20 protein-coding genes and 1 pseudogene are annotated in these 20,071 nt (G+C 63.8%); 10 read left to right on the top strand and 11 right to left on the bottom strand.

Going from position 1 to position 20,071, the window contains the following annotated elements; genetic code table 11:
* Nucleotides 1-52 precede the first annotated feature (52 nt).
* Nucleotides 53-1,369 (bottom strand): alpha-glucosidase/alpha-galactosidase, encoded by a 1,317-nt coding sequence (locus ACLE20_RS02635; RefSeq protein WP_410938684.1) that lies wholly within the window; start codon nt 1,367-1,369, stop codon nt 53-55.
* Between the two features lie 98 nt (nt 1,370-1,467).
* Between ACLE20_RS02635 and ACLE20_RS02630 the strand changes: the two genes are divergently transcribed.
* Together ACLE20_RS02630 and ACLE20_RS02625 are read left to right on the top strand one after the other, a co-directional pair.
* Entirely contained in the window at nt 1,468-2,370 is a 903-nt protein-coding gene (locus tag ACLE20_RS02630) for a helix-turn-helix domain-containing protein (protein WP_410938683.1), read from the top strand.
* Nucleotides 2,371-2,538: 168 nt separating this feature from the next.
* Nucleotides 2,539-3,510, top strand: a complete 972-nt coding sequence (locus tag ACLE20_RS02625; RefSeq protein WP_410938682.1) for a sugar kinase — start codon at nt 2,539-2,541, stop codon at nt 3,508-3,510.
* 91 nt (nt 3,511-3,601) lie between these two features.
* Here ACLE20_RS02625 and ACLE20_RS02620 read toward each other — a convergent pair whose 3' ends face one another.
* Nucleotides 3,602-4,183 (bottom strand): DUF1349 domain-containing protein, encoded by a 582-nt coding sequence (locus ACLE20_RS02620; protein ID WP_410938681.1) that lies wholly within the window; start codon nt 4,181-4,183, stop codon nt 3,602-3,604.
* A 130-nt stretch (nt 4,184-4,313) separates the two neighbouring features.
* Complete coding sequence (locus tag ACLE20_RS02615) at nt 4,314-5,189, bottom strand: LysR substrate-binding domain-containing protein (protein WP_410938680.1); 876 nt, start codon at nt 5,187-5,189, stop codon at nt 4,314-4,316.
* A gap of 108 nt (nt 5,190-5,297) precedes the next feature.
* On the opposite strand from ACLE20_RS02615, the gene ACLE20_RS02610 reads away from it, so the two are divergent.
* Together ACLE20_RS02610 and ACLE20_RS02605 are read left to right on the top strand one after the other, a co-directional pair.
* Nucleotides 5,298-5,918, top strand: a complete 621-nt coding sequence (locus tag ACLE20_RS02610) for a glutathione S-transferase family protein (RefSeq protein WP_410938679.1) — start codon at nt 5,298-5,300, stop codon at nt 5,916-5,918.
* Between the two features lie 39 nt (nt 5,919-5,957).
* On the top strand, nt 5,958-6,731 hold the full coding sequence (locus ACLE20_RS02605; RefSeq protein ID WP_410938678.1) for an enoyl-CoA hydratase/isomerase family protein: 774 nt from the start codon (nt 5,958-5,960) through the stop codon (nt 6,729-6,731).
* Nucleotides 6,732-6,792: 61 nt separating this feature from the next.
* Here ACLE20_RS02605 and ACLE20_RS02600 read toward each other — a convergent pair.
* Nucleotides 6,793-7,385, bottom strand: a pseudogene (locus tag ACLE20_RS02600) (3-hydroxybutyrate dehydrogenase); the annotation flags it as partial.
* Nucleotides 7,386-7,592: 207 nt separating this feature from the next.
* On the opposite strand from ACLE20_RS02600, the gene ACLE20_RS02595 reads away from it, so the two are divergent.
* The 5 genes from ACLE20_RS02595 to ACLE20_RS02575 all read left to right on the top strand — a co-directional run bounded on the left by ACLE20_RS02595 (nt 7,593) and on the right by ACLE20_RS02575 (nt 10,766).
* Nucleotides 7,593-8,300: an SDR family NAD(P)-dependent oxidoreductase gene (locus tag ACLE20_RS02595; RefSeq protein WP_410938677.1), complete on the top strand. Its 708-nt coding sequence runs from the start codon at nt 7,593-7,595 to the stop codon at nt 8,298-8,300.
* 6 nt (nt 8,301-8,306) lie between these two features.
* Entirely contained in the window at nt 8,307-8,528 is a 222-nt protein-coding gene (locus tag ACLE20_RS02590; RefSeq protein ID WP_410938676.1) for a hypothetical protein, read from the top strand.
* Between the two features lie 158 nt (nt 8,529-8,686).
* A complete protein-coding gene (locus tag ACLE20_RS02585) occupies nt 8,687-9,787 on the top strand; it encodes a Rieske 2Fe-2S domain-containing protein (RefSeq protein ID WP_410938675.1) in 1,101 nt (366 codons plus the stop codon).
* Nucleotides 9,784-10,554, top strand: a complete 771-nt coding sequence (locus ACLE20_RS02580; RefSeq protein ID WP_410938674.1) for a hypothetical protein — start codon at nt 9,784-9,786, stop codon at nt 10,552-10,554. The genes ACLE20_RS02585 and ACLE20_RS02580 overlap by 4 nt, the downstream gene beginning before the upstream one ends.
* 41 nt (nt 10,555-10,595) lie before the next feature.
* The gene (locus ACLE20_RS02575; protein ID WP_410938673.1) at nt 10,596-10,766 is read left to right on the top strand and encodes a hypothetical protein; all 171 of its coding nucleotides are present in this window, start codon (nt 10,596-10,598) and stop codon (nt 10,764-10,766) included.
* A gap of 68 nt (nt 10,767-10,834) precedes the next feature.
* Here ACLE20_RS02575 and ACLE20_RS02570 read toward each other — a convergent pair whose 3' ends face one another.
* From ACLE20_RS02570 to ACLE20_RS02560, 3 genes are read right to left on the bottom strand one after another with little or no spacing between them, the layout of a single operon-like run.
* Nucleotides 10,835-12,073, bottom strand: a complete 1,239-nt coding sequence (locus ACLE20_RS02570) for a CaiB/BaiF CoA transferase family protein (RefSeq protein WP_410938672.1) — start codon at nt 12,071-12,073, stop codon at nt 10,835-10,837.
* Nucleotide 12,074: 1 nt separating this feature from the next.
* Nucleotides 12,075-13,229, bottom strand: coding sequence for an OpgC family protein (locus ACLE20_RS02565; protein WP_410938671.1), 1,155 nt, complete (start codon nt 13,227-13,229; stop codon nt 12,075-12,077).
* Nucleotides 13,213-14,847: a thiamine pyrophosphate-binding protein gene (locus tag ACLE20_RS02560; RefSeq protein WP_410938670.1), complete on the bottom strand. Its 1,635-nt coding sequence runs from the start codon at nt 14,845-14,847 to the stop codon at nt 13,213-13,215. Before ACLE20_RS02560 ends, ACLE20_RS02565 begins: the two co-directional genes overlap by 17 nt.
* Before the next feature lie 95 nt (nt 14,848-14,942).
* Here ACLE20_RS02560 and ACLE20_RS02555 point away from each other — a divergent pair, with 95 nt between their 5' ends.
* Nucleotides 14,943-15,743 carry an alpha/beta hydrolase family esterase gene (locus tag ACLE20_RS02555; RefSeq protein WP_410938669.1) on the top strand — a complete coding sequence of 267 codons (801 nt, stop codon included), beginning with the start codon at nt 14,943-14,945 and terminating at the stop codon, nt 15,741-15,743.
* Between the two features lie 107 nt (nt 15,744-15,850).
* Here the strand turns inward: ACLE20_RS02555 and ACLE20_RS02550 are convergent, their stop codons facing one another.
* The 4 genes from ACLE20_RS02550 to ACLE20_RS02535 all read right to left on the bottom strand — a co-directional run bounded on the left by ACLE20_RS02550 (nt 15,851) and on the right by ACLE20_RS02535 (nt 19,995).
* On the bottom strand, nt 15,851-16,327 hold the full coding sequence (locus tag ACLE20_RS02550) for a hypothetical protein (RefSeq protein ID WP_410939122.1): 477 nt from the start codon (nt 16,325-16,327) through the stop codon (nt 15,851-15,853).
* Nucleotides 16,328-16,379: 52 nt separating this feature from the next.
* Nucleotides 16,380-17,696 carry a tetratricopeptide repeat protein gene (locus ACLE20_RS02545; RefSeq protein WP_410938668.1) on the bottom strand — a complete coding sequence of 439 codons (1,317 nt, stop codon included), beginning with the start codon at nt 17,694-17,696 and terminating at the stop codon, nt 16,380-16,382.
* A gap of 314 nt (nt 17,697-18,010) precedes the next feature.
* The gene (locus tag ACLE20_RS02540) at nt 18,011-18,703 is read right to left on the bottom strand and encodes an RNA polymerase sigma factor (protein WP_410938667.1); all 693 of its coding nucleotides are present in this window, start codon (nt 18,701-18,703) and stop codon (nt 18,011-18,013) included.
* Nucleotides 18,704-19,269: 566 nt separating this feature from the next.
* Nucleotides 19,270-19,995: an SDR family oxidoreductase gene (locus tag ACLE20_RS02535; RefSeq protein WP_410938666.1), complete on the bottom strand. Its 726-nt coding sequence runs from the start codon at nt 19,993-19,995 to the stop codon at nt 19,270-19,272.
* Nucleotides 19,996-20,071: the final 76 nt, after the last annotated feature.

The raw sequence follows: 20,071 nt of genomic DNA, 5'->3' as shown, positions 1-20,071 counted from the left end.
TCGGCACCCATGGACGCTGCCTGAGCAGCGACCTTGGGTGCTCGGTCCAGGATCAGTGATAAGCGGGCAGGAGATCGCCATGGGCCTCGATCAGATCGTCCACCAGATGCCAGATCTGGTCGGGGGAAAGCTCGGCGGCGGTATGGGGATCGAGGAGGGCGGCCTGGTAGATGCGGTCGCGCTTTTTCGTCAGCGCCGCTTCCACCGTCAGCTCCTGCACCGAGGTGCTCAGCCGCATAACGGCGGCAAGTTGGGCCGGGAGGCGGCCGATGCGGGTCGGCTGGATGCCGTTGCGGTCGACATGGCAGGGCACTTCGACGATGCATTCGGGCGGCAGATTGTCGATCAGCCCGGCATTCGGCACATTGCCATAGATGAGCGCCGGCTCGCCCGTAACGGCGGCATGGATAATCCCCGCCGCATATTCGTGGCTGCGGCAAACCTCGATCGGCTGGCCGCCCTCCAACGCCTTGCGCAGCTCATGCCACTCGGCGATCTGCACCTCGCAGCGGCGAATATATTCATCGAGGGGAATGTTGAGCGATTGGACGAGGTCCGGCTGCCGGTCCTTGATGTACCAGGCGGTATATTCGGAGAAGTGCTCGCTCGATTCCGTAACGAAATGGCCGAGCCGTTTCAGCACGTCGAACCGCACCCGGTCGTCCGCCGGCACGCGCCCTTCCTCGGCCAGTGCCTTGAGGCGCGGATAGAGATCTTCCCGCCGGCCATCACGATGGACCTTCTCGAAATCGAGGAAGAAGGCGACATGGTTGATCCCGGCGGAACAATAGGCGATGTCGGCAATATCCTCGCCAAGACATTCTGCGAGATGGCCGGCCGTGTGCTGCACGCTGTGGCAGAGACCGACGGTGCGCAGCGAAGGCGAAAGCGCCTTGATCGCCCAGCAGTTGATCGCCATCGGGTTGACATATTGCATCATCAGCGCGTTCGGGCAGACCTCTTCCATGTCCCGGCAGATGGCTTCCAGAACCGGGATCGTCCGAAGGCCGCGGAAGATGCCGCCGATCCCCAGCGTATCGGCAATCGTCTGCCGCAGGCCGTAGCGCTTCGGCACTTCGAAGTCGGTCACCGTCGCCGGCTTGTAGCCGCCGACCTGCATCATCAGGATGACGAAGTCGGCGCCGCGCAGCGCCTGCCGACGATCCAGCGTCGCCTCGATGCGCACCCGATCAAGGCCAAGCGCCGTGCAGATGCGGTTGGCGACGATCTCGGAGGTCTTCAGCCGTTCGGGATCGATATCGAAGAGGCTGATGATGTAGTCGTGGTCACTGGGTGTCGACAGCACGTCGCCGAGTATGTTCTGGGCAAAGACGGTGCTGCCGGCGCCGATCAGGCAGATCTTGGGCATGAGCGCGGTTCCTCGTTGTCGAAGGCACACGCTGCCCTTTTGATTCCGGGAAATCTTCCTGCTAGAAGATGCTCTTCTTCCTGGATCTGCGCAGCATCATGAAAGAAGACTTCTCAGAATTTGCCGACTGGATCCTCCCGTCGCGCAGCTTTTATATTGAGCGGCATCTCGCAAGCACGATGATCGCGGCCCATTGGCATGACCATGTCGAGCTCAACCTGCTGCTCGACGGCAGCATGACCTATCTCTTCGACGGGCGACAGGAGCAGGTCGATGCTGGACGTCTCGTCCTGTTCTGGGCTGCCATTCCCCACCAAACCATCCGGGTGAGCGTTCCCGCGCCGCTTGTCTGCATCTATCTGCCGCTTGTCGATTTTCTCGCTCTCCCGCTCGATCCGTCCGTGCGGCAGGCGGTCATGCAGGGCGCTTTCTTCAAGGATCCGCATGCAACGCCGATCCACGCCTTGGCTGCGGACCGATGGCTCGCTGACTGGACAAGCGGCAAGGAAATCCGGCAGCAGCTTGCCTATGAGGAGATCAAGCTTGCGGTTCGTCGGCTGTGTTTGGATCAGCTCAACCCGTCGGCTGTCTCCGCGCGCGTTCCCCATCCACTCTCCCAGGCCGTCGCGCATACGCAAACCCTGACGGAAGCAATCAACCTTCGCTTCGCTGAACCGTTGACGCTCACGGCCTTGGCCGCTTCCGCCAACATCCATCCTGCAACGGCAAACCGCGCCTTTCGCGATGTGCTCGGTATCTCGATGATGGAGTATCTGACCCGCTACCGGCTGGCGCGAGCCATGCAGCTTCTGGTGGAGACTGATCACGCGATCCTGACGATCGCCCTCGATGTCGGTTTCGGCTCGCTGTCCCGCTTTTACGATGCCTTTAAGTCACGCTCGGGGGTAACGCCGCGGCAATTCCGGCGCGCGGCCCGAGGACAGGACACGCCGGCGATCCCACAGATTGCATCGAGAGAGACGCAAGAGGACGAAGCCTGATCCTTGCGGAGCGTGATGACCCGCGCGGGAACAGCCGGCTTGCTCGTGCCGTCGACATCGGAGCGGTCCATTTGACTGGAAAGAGCGCATTTGGGTCGCGGTCGGGCTTGCCTTACTCCAGCCCCTCGCCAAGATCTGAAGCCGGACATGATGGAGAGGGAGGGGAAAATGGAGCACGACGGCAGGCTGGCTGCAGAATCGCAGGGTCCGACGATCACGATCGGGGAGATCCTTGTTGAGCTGATGGGCAGGTCCAGGGGGCACGGGTTCAAGGAACCGCAGGCCCTGATCGGCCCGTTTGCCAGCGGCGCGCCGGCCATTTTCATCGATCAGGTCGCGAAGCTCGGCGCCGACGCCGGCATCATCTCGGCGGTTGGCGCGGATGATTTCGGACAGCTGAACATCGATCGGCTGAGCGCCGATGGAGTCGACATTTCCGCAATCGAGGTGCTGTCGGACTGGCCGACCGGCACGGCTTTCGTCCGCTACCGTCCGGATGGCGCGCGGGACTTCGTCTTCAACATCGCCCGGTCGGCGGCAAGCCAAACCCGCTTAACTGCTCCGGCCGAGGTTTTGATCAGCCGCGCGGGTCATGTTCATGTCATGGGGTCGGCGCTTGCCATTCCGCGCCTTGCAGAGCTGATCCTGACGGCCGTCGAGTCTGTGAAGGCGCGCAGCGGTACCGTCTCGTTCGATCCCAATCTGCGCAAGGAACTGATCGGTGCCGACCCGAATCTCGGCCGCCACGTCGAGGCCGTGCTGGCGGTCACCGATCTGCTGCTTCCTTCGGGTGACGAGCTTGTTCTGGTCGCCGGCGTGAACGATGAGGCGTCTGCCGTAGACGCCCTGCTCTCGCGGGGCATCGCCGAAATCGTGCTCAAGCGAGGAGCGGCCGGCGCCACCGTGTTCTCCCGATCTGCCGAACGGATCGACACTCCCGCCTTCGCGGTCCGGGAAATCGACCCCACGGGTGCCGGGGATTGTTTCGGAGCGGCCTACCTCACCTGCCGCCGTCGCGGCATGGCCCTGGACAAGGCCTTGGCCTATGCGACCGCTGCAGGCGCCTGCGCCGTCATGCACCAGGGCCCGATGGAAGGTGCATCCGATTTCGACACGCTCGACCGGCTCATCCGCTCCTGAGGAAGGCGGAGCGGCCTGTCGATCTCGTCTCTAAAGAAGCGGGCCTTGCTCGAGCGTAGGGCGTCTCGAGCATGCGTGACCGCCCTGGCTTCTACGACAGGTCGTGAAGGTCCTTGCTCAAAGCCGGCCCGATTTGCCATTGATCAAATCGCACCTCCAGGCCTGCACGTTCGGGAGTGCAACACACGGGGCCAACGAGATAGTGATCTGCTTTTGGGAAGGGGCAGAGGCGGACCAATGGCCATGTCCGTCCGTCCTGTGACGCCTGTATTCTAAGAACGCCGCGCTGGACGGTCACCCTTATCCAGAAATCCGATGGATCACCGTCATATCGCCCCGTAGCCCAATCGGAGGCTCCATTCGTCAGCACACTGCTGAGAAGGCCAAATCCGTCCGAGAACTCGATCCCGGCCTTGACCCATCGTCTTTCGTCGAGCCTGACCATGAGGCCAGCCTGATCGTAGAGATGTTCGAAATGCGCGCGGACCCGAACCTGGGCGGTGAAGTCACCCTCGGACTGAAAGCCGTAGAAGTGACCATTGTCGCGAACGAAGCCATAATGGGTCTCCCGCCAGAAATCGGTCCTTGCGTCGGTGACGACGAACAGCTCAGTATTCGACGCCTTCGCTTTCAGGGGCTCGTTGAACCAAGATCCGTTTTCGAGAGTCTGCAACAGCGGCTCCTATGACAACGAGCGAATTTGCGGTCCGCACCTTCGTGGGGTGCCTCATCCTAGAGCCCATTCGTTTGCAATCAACAAGTGTTGGCGAAGAACTACTGCCTCGCGCCGGAAGGAGATCGCGTCAGCCGACGATCGTCTCCACGAACTCCGCGAATGCCCGTGCCTTGGCGCTGGCCAGCCGCCCGGTCGGAAAAACCGCCCACAGGTCGATGTCCGGGAGCGTCCAATCCTCCAGGACGCGGAGAACGTCGCCGTTCTGGAGTTCCGGCCAGAACATCCAGTCCGATGTTACCGCCAAACCCATATCCGCCATGACGGCAGCGCGGATGCCCTCGGCGGCGGTGAAGCGTACGCGTCCTGACACCGTGACTGACGCCTCGGTGCCAGCGCGGTGGAACTTCCAGCTGTTCCCGAGCTGGGGATAGACGACGGCCTGATGCGCGGCAATGTCGGCTGGAACCCGCGGGATGCCGCACGTCTTGAGATAGGCAGGCGTCGCCACCACGGACCGACGGCCTGTCGCGAGCCTGCGGGCGACTGCGGTACTATCGGCGAGTTCGCCCATGCGCAGGGCAATGTCGATGCCCTCCGACACGAGGTCGATGACGCGGTCGTCGAGAACGACGTCGACCTCAAGGTCGGGATGAGCGGCCAGGAACTCCGGCAGCCGGGGAACCACCATCAGCCTCGCAAATGTCGTTGCCGCGCCGACACGGAGACGGCCAGACAAGCCCGTTCCAGCCCCCTTTGCCTCCAGCTCGGCCTCGTCTGCCTCCTGGATCGCGGTCTTCGCCCGCTCGTAGAAGCGAACGCCCGCGTCGGTTGGCGAGAGGCCGTGGGTCGATCGCAGCAGCAGGCGAACCTGAAGGCGTTCTTCCAATTGCGCGATCGTCTTCGAGATCGCCGGCTGGCCGACGCCGATCTGTCGCGCGGCCTGCGAGAACGATCCGGTCTCAACCACCCGCACGAATGCGGCCATCGCCTGAAGTCTGTCCATGGCCCATTCCCCTTGGGAATAACTATTATCGCTTCGACCTGCCTGCCGCAAGCCTCAAGGAATGGCCATACCTGTCTTCTCCGGAGCCCAATCCAATGGAGACCAACGATGATCGAAGTCCATGCCTTCGCCACACCGAACAGCGTCAAGGTGCTGATCGCTCTGGAAGAAATGGGGCTGCCCTACACGCTGAAGCCCGTCAATGTCCGCAACGGTGAGCAGAAGACCGAAACTTTTCTCGCGCTCAATCCGAACGGCAAGGTGCCGGTCCTGGTCGATGACGGTTTCGTGCTAACCGAGAGCGCCGCCATTCTCGTCCATCTCGCCGAAAGGAGCGGCAAGCTCCTGCCGAAGGACGGTGTAGGTCGCGCCCGCGTCTTCGAACAGCTCTTCTTCCATGCCTCGGCCTTGAGCCCGGCGTTTGGCAATGCCGGCTTCTTCAAGCGCTCGTCGCCGGAACCGCAGCCGATTACCGAGGCGCGCTTCACCACCGAAGCCGAACGGATCCTCGGCTTGCTCGATGCGAAGCTCGGCGCGCAGCCCTTCATCGCCGGCGAGGACTTCACGATCGCCGACATCGCCCATTTCGGCTGGATGTGGCGCATCGCCTTCCCAGGCTTGACCCTTGATGGTCGCCCCAACCTTTCCCGCTGGTTCGAGACCGTGGCTGCGCGGCCGGCCGTCCAGAAGGCCATCGCCCGCCTCGAAGCCATCGTGCCCGCCGCCTGATCCTCCGATCCGGACAAGCCTTCAACACGCAGGAGAACCATGATGTCCACGTTCGACACCTACGAGAATTCCTTCCCGAACGCCCGCCTGACCCGCACGCCGAGCGGCGTGCTCGAAGTCGCGCTGCATAGCGAAGGCGGCAAGCTCGTCTTCAACGGCCATACGCACGAGCAGTTCGTCGAGCTCTTCCACCAGATCGGCGCCGACACCGACAATCGCGTCGTCATCCTGACCGGGTCTGGAGATGCCTTCATGGATGCGATCAGCCCCGAAGGCTTCGATTTCTTCTCGCCCCGTGGTTACGACAAGATCTTTCGCGAGGGCCGCAAGGTTCTGATGAACATCCTCGACATCGAGGTGCCGATGATATCAGCGCTCAACGGCCCGGTGCTGCTTCACTCGGAATATGCGCTGCTCACCGACATCATCCTGGCCACCCCGGAGACCGTGTTCCAGGACAAGCCGCATTTCGATTTTGGCATCGTGCCCGGCGACGGCGTCAATCTTCTCTGGCCGGAGGTGATCGGCAGCGTCCGCGGCCGCTATTTCATCCTGACCCGCCAGGTGCTGGATGCGGCCACTGCCAAGGACTGGGGCGTGGTCAATGAGATCGTTCCGGCCGACACGCTCCTCGCCCGCGCCCACGAGATCGCCGAGGGCATTGCCGCCTTGCCGCCGCTGACCTCGCGTTACACCCGCATCGCGCTGACCCAGAAGCTGCGCCGGATCATCGATCAGGACGGCGGCTACGGCCTCGCGCTCGAGGGCATCAGCGCGGCCGACGTCGCCCGCTCGATGGCCGCCAACGGCTGATCGCTCCCCCGCTCGCCTTACATTGGCGACTTATCAGGTTCAGCACGGTTAAACGCCACAGTTAATGGGCTGTCCAGCCGCCATCGACGGGGATTGCGGCGCCGGTTATCGATCTCGCCTGGTCGCCGGAGAGAAACACGGCCAGCGCTCCCAGTTCCTCGACGGTCGCGAAGCGCTTGGTCGGCTGGTTTGCGAGAAGGACGTCGCGGATGACCATGTCGCGGCCGATGTTGTGGGACCTTGCCTGATCCTCGATCTGCTTTTCCACGAGCGGCGTCCAGACATAGCCTGGGCAGATGGCGTTGGACGTGACGCCGAATTCCGCGCCTTCAAGGGCGATCACCTTGGTGAAGCCGACCATTCCATGCTTGGCCGCCACATAAGCCGACTTGAAGGGCGAGGCAACGAGGCCATGAGCCGATGCAATATTGATGATGCGGCCATAGCCGCGCTGGCACATCCCGGCGAATGTCGCTTGCACGAGATGGAAGGCGGAAGAGAGGTTGATCGCCAAAATTGCATCCCATTTTCTGCCGGGAACGTGGCGATGGGCGAGACATGCTGGATGCCGGCATTGTTGACGACGATATCCACCTGACCGCTCATCTTCGCTTCCTTTGAGTGAGCTACGATGAGCCGAAAATCCTCTCTTCTCAATTAAGCCAGTTCTGTCTCATGGGCGCTGATGTCGGACAGGCGCGCAGCCGCTGGCAGTATCCAAAACACCTGCTGCGCAGCCCAGCTCAGCGCGGACGAGCGCAAGATTGGCTGCGAATTTCCTGTAACGCCCGGCGGGCCGGCGCGTCTAAGCCTCAGTGACGAGATTTACGGCCGGTTGGCCATCAAGAGGAGTCTGAAGTCGTGCAACAAGAAGGTTGTGTGATTGTGACGGGGGCTGCGGGCAATCTCGGCCGTGCCACGGTGGGGCTCCTGGCCGCCCAAGGCTTGCGCCTTTTCTGCGTGGATCGCACCCGCGAGGCCCTGGATGATCTGCTGCGCTCTCTTCCCGCAGACGCCGAGGCCTCGCCCTTTGTCGCCCAGAACCTTGGCGACCCATTGTTCGCGCAGGCCATGGCCGATGCGGCGGTGACGCGGTACGGCGGCATCGATGCGCTCGTCAACACGGTCGGCGGCTTTGCGACCGGGCCGGTCGGCAGCCAGACGCTCGACCAGTGGGAGTTGATGATGACGCTGAATGCGCGGGTGGCGCTGCTGACGAGCATCGCCGTGCTGCCCGTCATGCAGGCGGCCCATTATGGGCGGATCGTCCATATCGCCGCCGCTCCGGGGCTGAAGGCCGGTGCCAACCAGGCGGCCTATGCCGCCTCCAAGGCGGCCGTGATGCGTCTGACCGAGAGCCTGGCGGCCGAACATCGCAGGCATCGGATCACGGCCAACTGCATCCTGCCGGGCACGATCGACACGCCGCAGAACCGGGCTGCCATGCCGGATGCCAAGGTGTCGGACTGGGTTGCGCCGGAAGCAATCGCCCGACTGATCGCTTTCCTCATCTCCCCGCAAGCCGCGGTCGTGACCGGCGGTGCCATCCCGGCAACCGGCCTGGAGTAAGGGGCGATGACGGACCTCTTTGCCGATCCGGTCGGTCTCGTCTTGATCCTCTGGGCCATTCCAGGCGTGCTCGTTGCCCTGGCCTTCCTGTCGTTCGGTATCGACCAGGTCGATCATGCCGCGGCCGGGGCCTACATGTTTCGCCCGCTTCTCCTTCCCGGCATCCTCCTCCTGTGGCCGCTGGTCCTGTGGCGCTGGATCTTCCTTCTTCGTCATCCCGGGAGCTAAACGATGCAGCGCGCGCACAGGAAAACTCATGCCTGGATCTGGACGGCCCTGGCCGTCGCCATTCCCTTGTGCGTCGTCATGGCGTTTGCCAAGGCGCCGACGCTTTCAAGGGACGCCCCGTCTGTTCGCCTCGACCCCGGTTCGCAACAGGAGCACTGATGAGCGCGGCCTACAAACCCGTCGGCTGGAACCGCACCAAGCTCGTCTATGATGCGGTTCTCCTCATGGCGGTGACCCTCTATATTCTTCTCTATCTCCACCTGGCGCCGCACCTGTCGCAGGCGGTCGAAGCGGTCGATACTCCGATCCTCCGAATGCGCGCCTTCGGCTCGCTTGCCTTTCTCATGCTGACCGTGGTGCTGGCCATTGGTCCGCTGGCGAGGCTCGATCGCCGCTTCCTGCCCGTGCTCTACAACCGTCGACATTTCGGGGTCATGACGGCCGCAGTCGCCTCGACCCATGCCATGTTTGTCCTGGACTGGTATTTTTCCTTCTCTCCGACACCACGACTGACGGCGCTTGTGACGAGCAATACGAGTTTCGGCAGCCTTGTCGGCTTTCCGTTCGAGCTCTTCGGCATCTTCGCCCTGCTCATTCTCCTGATCCTGGCCGCGACCAGCCATGATTTCTGGCTGTCCTTCCTCTCACCGCCGCTGTGGAAGGGGCTGCATATGGGCCTCTACGGCGCCTATGCGGCGGTGGTGCTGCATGTGGTTCTCGGCTCCGTGCTCGATGGCCGGGCGCCCGTCATGGCAATGGTGGTCGGCTCCGGGCTGGCGCTGCTGACGGCGCTTCATCTCCTGGCAGGGCGACGGGAAAAGCTAATCGACGAGGCGGGGTCGCCGCGAGATGGCGAAACGGGCTGGGTCGATCTCGGCGCATGGGCGGCCATCCCGGAAGGTCGCGCCGTGGTCGGCGTTCTGCCGCATGGCGAGCGGGTCGCGGTCTTCCGCTTCAAGAACCATCTTTCGGCCATGTCCAATGTCTGTGCGCACCAGAACGGTCCGCTCGGAGAGGGGAAAGTGGTTGGAGGCGTCGCCACCTGCCCGTGGCACGGATTTCAATATCGGCTCGAGGATGGATGCGCGCCGCCACCCTATCGTGAACGCGTTCGCAAATATCGGGTCGCTCTCTCCGGTTCGCGTGTGCTCGTCGATCCCGTCGCTCTGCCGCTCGGAACGCGGATCGAGCCGCTTGCGATCCCCGACGCGCCGGCGGGCGATGGACAGAGCGCACCCAAGATGAGGAGCGACGCATGACACCGCACCCTCCCGATCCCGGTTTCTTCCTTGGCTATTCGAAGAAGATCCCTCCGGCGTTCCTCCGGCTCTCCCTGGTCTTCGCCGCCTGTTTCCTCCTCGGACTAGCGACCGCCGCGCTTGCGCTCTCGCTCGGCGGCTCGAATCCGGGTTCCGGCGGTTACGTCGACGAGTTGAAGGGCGGGCGCGTGTCGGGTGTTCTGGAAGATCGTCCCTATCCGATTTTACGTGTCCCCGCGCGAGATGGCAGGGCGTCGCGAGCGATCATGCTGGCGGGACAGGGAAAGACGGGTGTCGCGGCGCAGGCCGGACCCCTTGAGGGTCGCTGGACAGAGGTCGGCGGAATCTTCGTGAAGCGCGGTGATCTCGACATGCTGCTGGTCGCCGGTGATGGCATCAAGCCGGCGACGACGCCGGTCAATGCGGCCGAGCCCGAGGCCCCTGTCCCGCTCGGTCGCTGGCGGCTGACCGGCGAGATCTGCGACGGGAAGTGCTATGCAGGTGCGATGCGGCCCGGCTCCGGGCTGGCCCACAAGGCCTGCGCCAATCTCTGCATCATCGGCGGTGTTCCGCCGGTCTTCGTCACCACCGCGCCGGTGGAAGGACGTAACTTCCTGCTGATGGCCGGACCCGATGGCGGTCCGCTGCCGCGCGCGCTGCTCGACAAGACCGCCGTGCTGATGGAGCTGGAAGGAGAGGTCGAGCGCCGCGACGATCTTCTCATCTTCCGGGTCGACATGCCGGGGAAAGCGGGCACGGGATCATGAGCGGGGCCAAGGCCATCTTTTCGCTGCGTCATGGAGCCAGATTGCTTCTGGTTGCCGTCGTCATCGGCGGCCTGGCTCTCCTTTGGCTCTTCGGGCCGAGGCTGCTCCAGGGGACGATCCTCGAGGAGCTCTCCATCGTTCTCTATATCGCAGCCGCCTTCGGCCTTTTGACGCTGGCGGAGCGGATCGTCAGCCGCTTCACACCGCACTGACGCTCACCGAGAGAGTCCCGCCACCGGTCGGGCGCAATCGGCCGTGGCCCAACACCGGCGGCGATGCCTCACTCTGCCTCCTGGTCCAGCAAATGCATGACCGCGTCGCGATCCGCATCGAGATGCGGGGGAGGGCTGCGATATTGGATCGGGGTCGCGGACAGGTTCAACGGATTGCCGAGGAGGCGGAGAGGCGTATCGGGATCTTCGCCAGCCATTTCGACCACCATGCCCCGCGCCAGAGTGTGAGGATCGGCAAGGACCGATTGAATGGTGGCGACGCGGCCGGCGGGAACGCCGACCTTGAGCAGGCGCTGTTCCCAGGCCAAGGCGGTATCCTTGCAGATCTCCGCTTCGATCAGTGTTCGCAAGGCGTCGATGTGAACGAGCCGGTCCCGGTTTCGACGGAAGCGGGGATCTGCGGCCCATTCCGCCCGGCCAACCGCCTCGGCAAAGCGGGCAAATTGCTGATCATTGCCGACGGCAATGGCCAGATGTTCGTCGGAGGCGGGAAAGGTCTGATAGGGGGCGATGTTGGGATGGGCATTGCCGATCCGTGTTGGAACGCGCCCCGAGACGAGATGGTTCGTTGCGGCATTGACCAGCCAGGCAAGCTGGCTGTCATAGAGGGCGAGATCGATATACTGGCCCTGGCCTGTCCTGTCCCGGTGGCGCAGCGCGGCGAGGATGCCGACGGTCGCATACATGCCGCACATGACGTCGGCAATGCCGACGCCGACCTTGAGCGGCCGGCCGCCGGCCGAGTCAGGATCACCCGTGATGCTCATGATGCCACCCATCGCCTGGATCAGGAAGTCATAGCCGATCCGGTCGGAATAGGGCCCCGTCTGGCCAAATCCGGTGATGGCGCACCAGATGATGTCCGGCTTGATGCGGACAAGATCGTCATAGCCGATCCCGCGGCGCGCGAGATCGCCTGGTTTATAGTTCTCGACGACGACATCCGAGATCGCCACCAGCCGGCGCAAAAGGGCAACGCCGTCTTCGCTCGCCAGATCGATGGCGATCGACTTCTTGTTCCGGTTTGCACAGAGGAAGTAGGCGCTGAGATCACTGTCACCGCCGGAGGCGTCGGGCACGAAGGGAGGGCCCCAGCTTCGCGTATCGTCACCGCTTCCAGGCTTCTCGACCTTGATCACCTCGGCACCGAGATCGGCCAGAAGCTGGGTCGCCGTCGGTCCGGCCAGGATCCGTGACAGGTCGAGAATGCGAAGGCCATCCAGGCTTCCTCGGGGCCGCTCGCCGTCCTCGCGCATCATCTCCTCATTCGACGTGTCAGTCATCATCTTACGCTTTCCAGGGAGCGACCTTGAACCAGGCGACGAGGTATGCGGTGGCGATCAGCACGGAGAACCCGGCAAGATTGGCGAGTGCCGTGGCCGCAGGCGTATGTCCGGCTCGGTCGAGCCAGATGCCGATGATCTGGGCCACGACCATGCCGGTGACGAAGACGGCCAGCGATTGCTGGCCGACCTTCATCAGGATGCGGGTGACCGGAATGATGCGGGGATGGACGAGGCGCCGGCCTCCCTCGCCGACGGCATGGAAGGCGAGATAAGCAAGCGCCAGAAAATGCACCAGGCGCAACAGGCCGAACGTCGACTTGTCGGTGAGCGGCAGGAGGGCGTGCGCGGCATCGCGGAAGAAGGGCGAGGCCTCGAGGATCCGATACCAGGCAAAGGGAATGCTGGCGATCAGGATGAGGGCGGCGATCGTCTTCAGGGACCGACGCGCGGGCGGCGCCTGGATCGTGCCGCGCATGAGAAAGAACCCGAGGAAGAAGAGGAGCTGCCAGCCAAAGGGATTGAAGAACCAGGGACGATCCGACCAGGGTTCCGCAGGCAGATTGAGCAGGGAGATCTGAGCCAAGACCCAGAGGCCGGCCATCAGCAGCAGCGGCAGGACGCGGTGCATTCGCTCGACGAGCAGCATGATGGGCAGGAGCGCCAGGATGACCATGTACATGGGAAGAATGTCGAAATAATTCGGCACATAGGTCAGCGTCATCAGCCCCAGGAGGAGGGGGGCCGGATCGGTGAAGAACCGGACCAGATTGAGACTGTCCACGTAGCTCACGCCATCCGGCCGGGTGCCGGCCATGGACATCAGCGTCGCGATCACGAGGAAAACGCAGAGATGCGACCAGTAGATTTGCCAGATGCGCTGAAGGATCCGGCCCGTGAGCAGGATGATCCCCTCTCGATCGAACAGGCGCCCAAAGGCAATGGCCGAAGCCATGCCCGAAAGGAAGACGAACATTTCCGTCGCGTCCGAAAAACCGAAACGGGCCGGAATCCACAAGGCCCAATGGTCGTTCGGAATATGGGCGAGGAGGATGATGAGCATCCCGATGCCGCGGAAGACATCGAGGCGGGGATCGCGCGGGCGCTTGACGCGGCTCGCCGTGCCAGACAGGACTGCAGCGTCAGAAAGCATGGTCATAGGCATCGGCCTCGAACCGGCAGGCGATCAGGCTGAACTCTTGTCTTCTCTCCGCTGCGGCCAAGGCTTGGCGCAGCGCATCCGCCGTCTCGACCGTCACGCCGTGGCCGCCAAAGCCGGCGGCGATGGCCGCAAAATCGGTCTGGCCGAGCGCGACGCCGGCCGGCGCCAGCTTGGCCGAGGCCTGTTTGAGCGCAATGAGCGCCAGGCTGCAATCCTGGAACACGACAACGGTGATGGGGTGGCCGAGATCGCGCAGCGTCGCAAGCTCGCCAATGCCCATTTCCAGCCCGCCATCCCCCATCACGGCGAAAACCCGGCGGCGCGGATCGGCCGTCTTCGCACCGATCGCCATCGGCAGGGCGGCTGCCATGGTGCAGAAGCCGGCCGATTGCAGAAGGGTGAGGGGGGTCGTCGCGATCCACTTCTGCGACAGGAGAATACGGTGTGCACCGCTATCGACCGTCACGAGGCCGTCGGCTCCGGCGGCCTCCTGGATCAGGTCGATGATGCGATGCGGTCCCCAGGCCGACCGGGTCGCAAAGAGGGCCGTCAGTTTCTCTTTCGTCGCCCGGACTTCGCCATCGAGCCAGGATGGCCGGGGCTGCAGGCCAAGGGCAAGGGCCGCCGTGGCCGCAGCCGTGTTGGCCAGGAGCCGGGTCTGGGCGTGATGCATCGCATGGTCGGGCGGCGCTACGGTGATCTCGATGATGCGCCCGGCATCGACAACCGGGTCAAGCCAGCCGAGGCGCATCTCGATCGGATCATAGCCGATCATCAGGATCAGATCGGCGCGGGAAACGAGATCGAGAAGGACGCGATCGGCGAGCGGCGACAGGCCGGCGCCGCCGAGCGCAAGCGGATGCGTCTCGGGAATGGCGCCCTTGGCCTTGTAGGTTGTCAGCACCGGGGCACCGAGCGCCTCCGCCAAATGCAGAATGGCCGATCCCGCATCCGCGCGTGCCGCCTCGAAACCGGCCAGGATCAGGGGCCGCTCCGCCTTCTCGAGCCGGCTGGCGAGTTCCAGAATGGCGGGATTGGCGGCGCCGATGACGGGTTCGAGGACTGCAGGCGGCGCGAGCCGCCGGGGTTGGGGATCGGGCAATGCGGCGACCGCGGGCGAGACATCGAGATGCACCGGCCCCATCGGGTCTGTCAGGGCAAGCGCCAGTGCCCGGGCGACTGTCGGCCCGGCACTTTCCGGTTCGATCTCGAAACTCGCCTTGACGAGGGGTCGCAGGAGCTGCGCATGGTCGATGACTTGATGGGTGTAGCGCGCCCGCGTGGCGCGATCGACGATGCCGGAGAGGACGATCAGCGGCACATGTTCCTGCGCTGCATCGGCGATGCCGTTGACGGCATTGGCGAGACCCGGTCCGACCGTCGTGACGAGCAGGCCGGGCGTGTGCGTCGTGACGCTCGCGCCCGCAGCCATCAAGGCCGCAGCCGTCTCGTGACGGGCAAGATGAAAGGCAATTCCGGCCTTTTCCAACCCGTCGATCAGGGTGACGACCTCACCGCCTGGCATGCCGAAGGCATGGCGGACCCCATAGGCATGCAGTGTGGCAGCCACCGTATCAGACACTCGGGCAGGTTCGTGTGCGATTATCTCTTCCATTCACGTCTGTCTTTCATCGGATATGCGGTAGATACGAATTGCCGAACTGTGCCGAAACCGCTACCGCTGGGACAGGGTCGGCGGGAGGAACCGGAGTGAGGTCATGGCGAAACTGGGTCCTGGTAAGCGCGCTTCTGGCCCCGGCCGCGACGCATGCAGAGGACTGTGGCGGCGCGGCGCCGTGCCGCGTTCAGGACGGCAGCTACCGGATCGAAATGCCGTCCACCGGCCTGCCCAAAGGCGCCCTTGTCTTCTTCCACGGCTATAAAAGCTCGGCCGAGCTGCAGATGCAGCATCGCGCCCTCGTCGAGGTAACCCATGCCCATGGGCTTGCCTTCGTCGCGGTCGATGGACTGAACGGCACATGGTCGCATCCGAACGCCCCTGCGCAGGATCGTGACGAGAGGCGCTTCGTCGGCCATGTTCTCGACGATCTTGAAACGCGCTTCGGCTTTTCTGCCGCCAATCTCCTGGTCGGTGGTTTTTCGCAAGGGGCATCGATGGCCTGGTACACGCTGTGCCAGCAGGGAAACCGCGTGGCCGGCGCGGTCACCTTTTCGGGCGTCTTCTGGAACCCGCTGCCGGCTCCTCAGGATTGTGTCGCCGCCATCCCGCCGCTCGTGCATGTTCACGGGACGGCCGACCAGACTTTCCCGCTGACCGGAAGGGCCATCGGCACCCGTTTCCATCAGGGCGATATGGCCAAGAGCATCGCCCTTCTGCGGGAACGGGCCCAGTGCGGGCGGGAGGAGCCACGGTCGACGATGATCGGCGGCATTCCATGCACGGTGACGCCCGACTGCAGCCGCGGGAAGATTGCCCTGTGCCTTCATGATGGCGGCCATGAAATTCATCCTGAACATCTGGATGCGGCGCTCCGGGAACTCGGCTTCTAGAGCCTTCCCAGCCAAGTCGCTGGAAAAGCGCGAGGGCGCAGGCTGGAGCGGGCGCTGGCAGGTGGAAGCGAGGACCCGCGTCTCCCCGCGCGGCTTCCCTCTGTGGCTCACCGCTCCCGCAGCCACACGACCGTGGCAACGATTAGCCCGAACAGCCAATGGCCAACAAGCGACGCCCAGGTCAGCGGAATGAAGCCCAGGAAGGCCGGCAGGCCGGCGATCAGGTGCGCCATTACATAGAGCGCGAAGATCCAGAGGCCGGTTCCAAAGCCGAGCCCGGTCAGGATGAGCGGCAGGTTCGGAAAGATCATCCGCTGCAAGGGCCGCGCGATGAAGAGATAGCCGATCGGATAAAAGACGATACCGACGATGGCATGGATGAGTTCGGCGGCAAACAGGCTCTCCAGGCCGAAGACGCTCTGGACCAGGGCGGCCGGCTGCAAGGGCCCGCCGACCAGGAGCGGGGTGATCGCCCGTGCCCAGACCTCCCAGGTGAGATCGGCCGCAAGGCCTGCAAGGAGGATGGTGCCGACGAGCTTGCCCGAGATCCGCGGAAGCAAGGGAGCATTCTGTGTGTCGATCATGGTCATGTCGAATTCCCCTAGGTTTCAATGTTGCGAAGGTTTGGTCGAGCGCTCAGAGCGCTCTGTGAAGTTCGATGGAGCCGAGCAGACGGTCTTCGACATGCAGCCGGTTGCGCACCGCGCGGATTCGCGACAGTCCGGCGCTGTCACCATGCGTTCCTGCTGCCTTGGCGACGGCGAGAAGGAAGAAGTCACGCTGCGCATTGCTGCCGCCGACCATCGGCATGTCGAGGAGGAGGCGATCCAACATCTGCCTGTCGGCGGGCGTGCTCAGGCCGGCAATGATGCGGGCGAGCGGCAGCCCTACCTCGGCTGCGACGCGGGCCTGGTCGCCGCTGCCCGTCGCCTTGCGTTCCAGGCCGCGCATGATGTCGCTGACGCCGGAGTCCTCGCCGATGGCGGCGAGCGCTGCGAGCGTATGCAGCGACGCAAACACCAAGGTCGTATCGTGCCGCCGCTTCAGGGCGATCTCCGCCAGGTCCGCCCAACGCGACCCGACATCGACGCCGGTCTGGTTGAGGCGCCAGAGCAGCGAAACCGCATTGGCCATGTCGCGGAAGTCGTCCGTCTGCTCCGGGCGCACTTCCTCGTCATAGATCCTCAGCACCTGGTCGTGGTCGCCGCGTTCGAGATGCAGGAGCGCCAGATGCCAGGCCATATGGAAGGCGAAGTTGTTGCAGCGGGACCAGGATCCCCGGCCATGTTCGAGCCAGGCGATGCCGGCCGCCGTGTCGCCCTGCATCTCGTAGACATGCGAAACGGCATGCAATCCCCAGGCATCGTCGGGCTGCAGCTGCACGGCGCGCCGGCCAACCGCTTCAGCCGCGTCATAGAAACCATGCTCTTCCAGTCCGAAGGCGTGGCAGCCGAGCAGGAACCCGGCGGCTGGCAGGTCTTCGCTCCAGACGTCCATCACCCGGTTGCTTGCCGACAGCATGCCCTTGGCATCGCCCACCATGAAGCGCAAAGCATGGGAGATCTTGAAGGGAAGGAATGTCGCGGGCCGCTCCTCAAAGCCCTGGTCCAGCCGGCGGGCGGCCGTCGCGAAGGAGCCGTCGACCGCGGCGGAGAGGGCATGCACGAGAACCTGTTCGTCACGCGTTCCGCCATCGCGATTGGCCATGGCCTTGCGAGCGGCTGACAGCGCCTCGGCCGCGGCGACCACCAGTTCGGACCGGGCGAGAATGAGGTTGGCAAACCCCTTCAGCGCCAGGGCAGCGACATGATCGGGATCGGCGACGAGCGTCGATTGCAAAGCCGCTCCGGTCTTGGGGCTATGGGCGGCAAGCCCGTGCACTGCCGCCTCGAAAGCCGTTTCGGCATCGGCACTCAGCGTGCTCGTTGAAAGGGAGAAAGCATCCTGTCTCATTCGCTCGGCTCCTTTGGCGAAGGCTTGCGAACCGGATCGTCGAGACCAAGAGCATGGAGGACCTCATCCGCCACGGGCCGGCGCAGGCTGTCGCGTGCGAGGCTCATGGCGATTTTCAGACCCTGGACATAGGTCCTGCAATTCCTGCATTGCGCCAGATGGACGGACACCATCAGACGGGTCCGCGTCGGACCGTCGCGACTGATATAGTCGCTCGCCACCTCAGGAATCTCCGTGCACCGTAGCAATGCCATTCGCCTCTTGTTCGAAACCCGGTCGGGTTCTGTCCGTGAGACTGGGCTGGGCGAAAAGCGTTACAGCAGACCTTTCACGCCTGCGTGATGACCAGCGATCTTGCCGACCAGCAGTTTCTCAAGCTCGTTGCGCAGGCGAGTGCGGGCGCGGTGCAGCATGACGCGCTGGTTTTCCGGGCTGAGATCCAAGAGCTCGCAGGTCTTCGCCGCGTCGTTGCCTTCGACATCGCGCATGATGAGCACAGCGCGCTGCGCGGGGGGCAGCCGGTCGATCATGTCGCGGACATGGTTCCACAATTGGCGCCCGGCGACGATCCGTTCGGGATTCAACCCGTCGAAGGCAGCGGGCGGATCGACCCAGTGCCCCGTCTCATCGAAGCGCGACGGCGCGATGCGATCACCCTCGTCACCCGGATCCTCTTCCTGCGCCAGCGGTGTGTAGCGCCCATCGCGCTTGGCGATGGTCTTGGCCTTGTTGAGCAGGATGGCGATGATCCAGGTCGAGAGCGCAGCCCGACCCTCGAAGCGGGAAATATTGGCGATCACCGCCAGCCAGGTCTCCTGGGCGACATCTTCGGCCGTGGCGCGGTTCTTGACGATGCTCTGAGCCAGGCCGACCAGCGCCGCATGGTGCCGCTCGACGAGAAGGCGGAGGGCTTCGGGATTGCCGCTGCGAAGCTGGTCAAGGAACAGGCCATCGGCATGGATGCGGAGGCCGAAGGCGACCGCGGCGACGAAGAATGTGAAATTCATGTCAAACCCCACTCACTGACCGCTTCTCCATCCCCCACGATGGGAAAGGGGCAGAACCCGACATGACGGTCGAGGATCGATGGAACTCGTCCCGAAATTCAGTCTATCCAAACGCACTCATGGTTTCGTTGCAAGATGCCAAACAGTGAATCCAACCTGGTCCCTGTGAAGCGCCGACAAGCTGGGTCGACCGTGCTTGCCCCTCGGAAGCCCTTGCGTTCAAGCTATGCGGCCGGGGCTGGCTCGTCTAGTCTCCGTCACGCCGGCCTTCGGCTGGGGTATGTCTTCGATCGGCTCCAGATGACGTCGGTGGTCTCCGTCGTTCAGGAAACCCGAAGACCGCGCCGAGCAACGGGCTTGGGAGGAGGGCCGTTGGAAACGGGATGCCTTCAAACGTCGAGCTGGAGCGGCAGCTGGAAAGCTTCCGGCAGGGAGCCCACAAAACGCGGGCCTATTCACCCCCCGTGTCGCACGCCTCAACGAAACCTTATGATCGTGAGCGCAATTTCTAACATCCGCCCTCCCGCCAAACTTCCGGCTGCGCGAAGCGCAGTCGCGGTCGCCGCCTACCAGGGCACCACCTCTCCGTCGAAGAAGAAGCCGCCCGTCGGTCCCGTCTCGTCCAGGCTTGCGAGCCACACGATGCCGCTGGCTGCCTGTTCCACCGTGCGGTAGCCCGAATGACCGTTGAAGTCGGTGGCCGTGTAGCCTGGATCGGCGGCGTTCACCTTGATGCCGAAGGCAGCGAGCTCTTTTGCGAGCGACACCGTGATGGCGTTCAGAGCCGTCTTGGAACTGTTGTAGCCGAGGAAGTTGACGCCGTAGAATTGGTTGTCCGGGTCCGAGAGCCAGCCGAGCGAGCCGAGGCCGCTGCTGACCATGACGATCGTCGCAGTTCCGGCCGCCTGGAGGAGGGGAAGAAAGGTCTGCGTGACCAGAACCGGGGCGAAGACATTGGTCTCATAGATGGTGCGAATGTCATCGATGGATTGCTGTGAGGGCGGGACCATCTGACCAGGAATGCCGGCATTGTTGATGAGGGCATCAAGCTTGCCATCCTCCCTGTGCACATGGTCAGCCGCCTGTTTCACCGATGCGGCATCGGTCACGTCGATGATGAGCAGCCTCGCCTCGATGCCCTCTGCTTCCAGCAGGCGGACGGCCTCTTCCCCGCGCGCGGCATCGCGGCTTCCGAGCCAGACGCTGTAGCCTCTGCGGCCCATCTGTCGCGCGGTTTCAAAGCCGATGCTCTTGTTCGCACCGGTGATCAACACTGTCTTCTTGAGCATCATCCTGTTCCTTTACAATCGACGGCGGTCGCCGCTGCACACAGACATACGTCTTGGCACACCTCTCGATAATCGCCGC

This window comes from Rhizobium sp. YIM 134829, from assembly GCF_046546455.1.
The sequence above is the reverse complement of the archived record's forward strand: the minus strand, read 5'-3'. Positions and strand labels throughout refer to the sequence as shown.

Excerpts from the sequence above, each read along its gene's own strand:
- ACLE20_RS02570 (WP_410938672.1), bottom strand. The coding sequence starts at position 12,073 with ATGATGACTGACACGTCGAATGAGGAGATGATGCGCGAGGACGGCGAG.
- ACLE20_RS02580 (WP_410938674.1), top strand. The coding sequence starts at position 9,784 with ATGACACCGCACCCTCCCGATCCCGGTTTCTTCCTTGGCTATTCGAAG.
- ACLE20_RS02535 (WP_410938666.1), bottom strand. The coding sequence starts at position 19,995 with ATGATGCTCAAGAAGACAGTGTTGATCACCGGTGCGAACAAGAGCATC.
- ACLE20_RS02635 (WP_410938684.1), bottom strand. The coding sequence starts at position 1,369 with ATGCCCAAGATCTGCCTGATCGGCGCCGGCAGCACCGTCTTTGCCCAG.
- ACLE20_RS02630 (WP_410938683.1), top strand. The coding sequence starts at position 1,468 with ATGAAAGAAGACTTCTCAGAATTTGCCGACTGGATCCTCCCGTCGCGC.
- ACLE20_RS02565 (WP_410938671.1), bottom strand. The coding sequence starts at position 13,229 with ATGACCATGCTTTCTGACGCTGCAGTCCTGTCTGGCACGGCGAGCCGC.
- ACLE20_RS02540 (WP_410938667.1), bottom strand. The coding sequence starts at position 18,703 with ATGAATTTCACATTCTTCGTCGCCGCGGTCGCCTTCGGCCTCCGCATC.
- ACLE20_RS02605 (WP_410938678.1), top strand. The coding sequence starts at position 5,958 with ATGATGTCCACGTTCGACACCTACGAGAATTCCTTCCCGAACGCCCGC.
- ACLE20_RS02545 (WP_410938668.1), bottom strand. The coding sequence starts at position 17,696 with ATGAGACAGGATGCTTTCTCCCTTTCAACGAGCACGCTGAGTGCCGAT.
- ACLE20_RS02585 (WP_410938675.1), top strand. The coding sequence starts at position 8,687 with ATGAGCGCGGCCTACAAACCCGTCGGCTGGAACCGCACCAAGCTCGTC.
- ACLE20_RS02610 (WP_410938679.1), top strand. The coding sequence starts at position 5,298 with ATGATCGAAGTCCATGCCTTCGCCACACCGAACAGCGTCAAGGTGCTG.
- ACLE20_RS02625 (WP_410938682.1), top strand. The coding sequence starts at position 2,539 with ATGGAGCACGACGGCAGGCTGGCTGCAGAATCGCAGGGTCCGACGATC.
- ACLE20_RS02615 (WP_410938680.1), bottom strand. The coding sequence starts at position 5,189 with ATGGACAGACTTCAGGCGATGGCCGCATTCGTGCGGGTGGTTGAGACC.
- ACLE20_RS02560 (WP_410938670.1), bottom strand. The coding sequence starts at position 14,847 with ATGGAAGAGATAATCGCACACGAACCTGCCCGAGTGTCTGATACGGTG.
- ACLE20_RS02550 (WP_410939122.1), bottom strand. The coding sequence starts at position 16,327 with ATGATCGACACACAGAATGCTCCCTTGCTTCCGCGGATCTCGGGCAAG.
- ACLE20_RS02590 (WP_410938676.1), top strand. The coding sequence starts at position 8,307 with ATGACGGACCTCTTTGCCGATCCGGTCGGTCTCGTCTTGATCCTCTGG.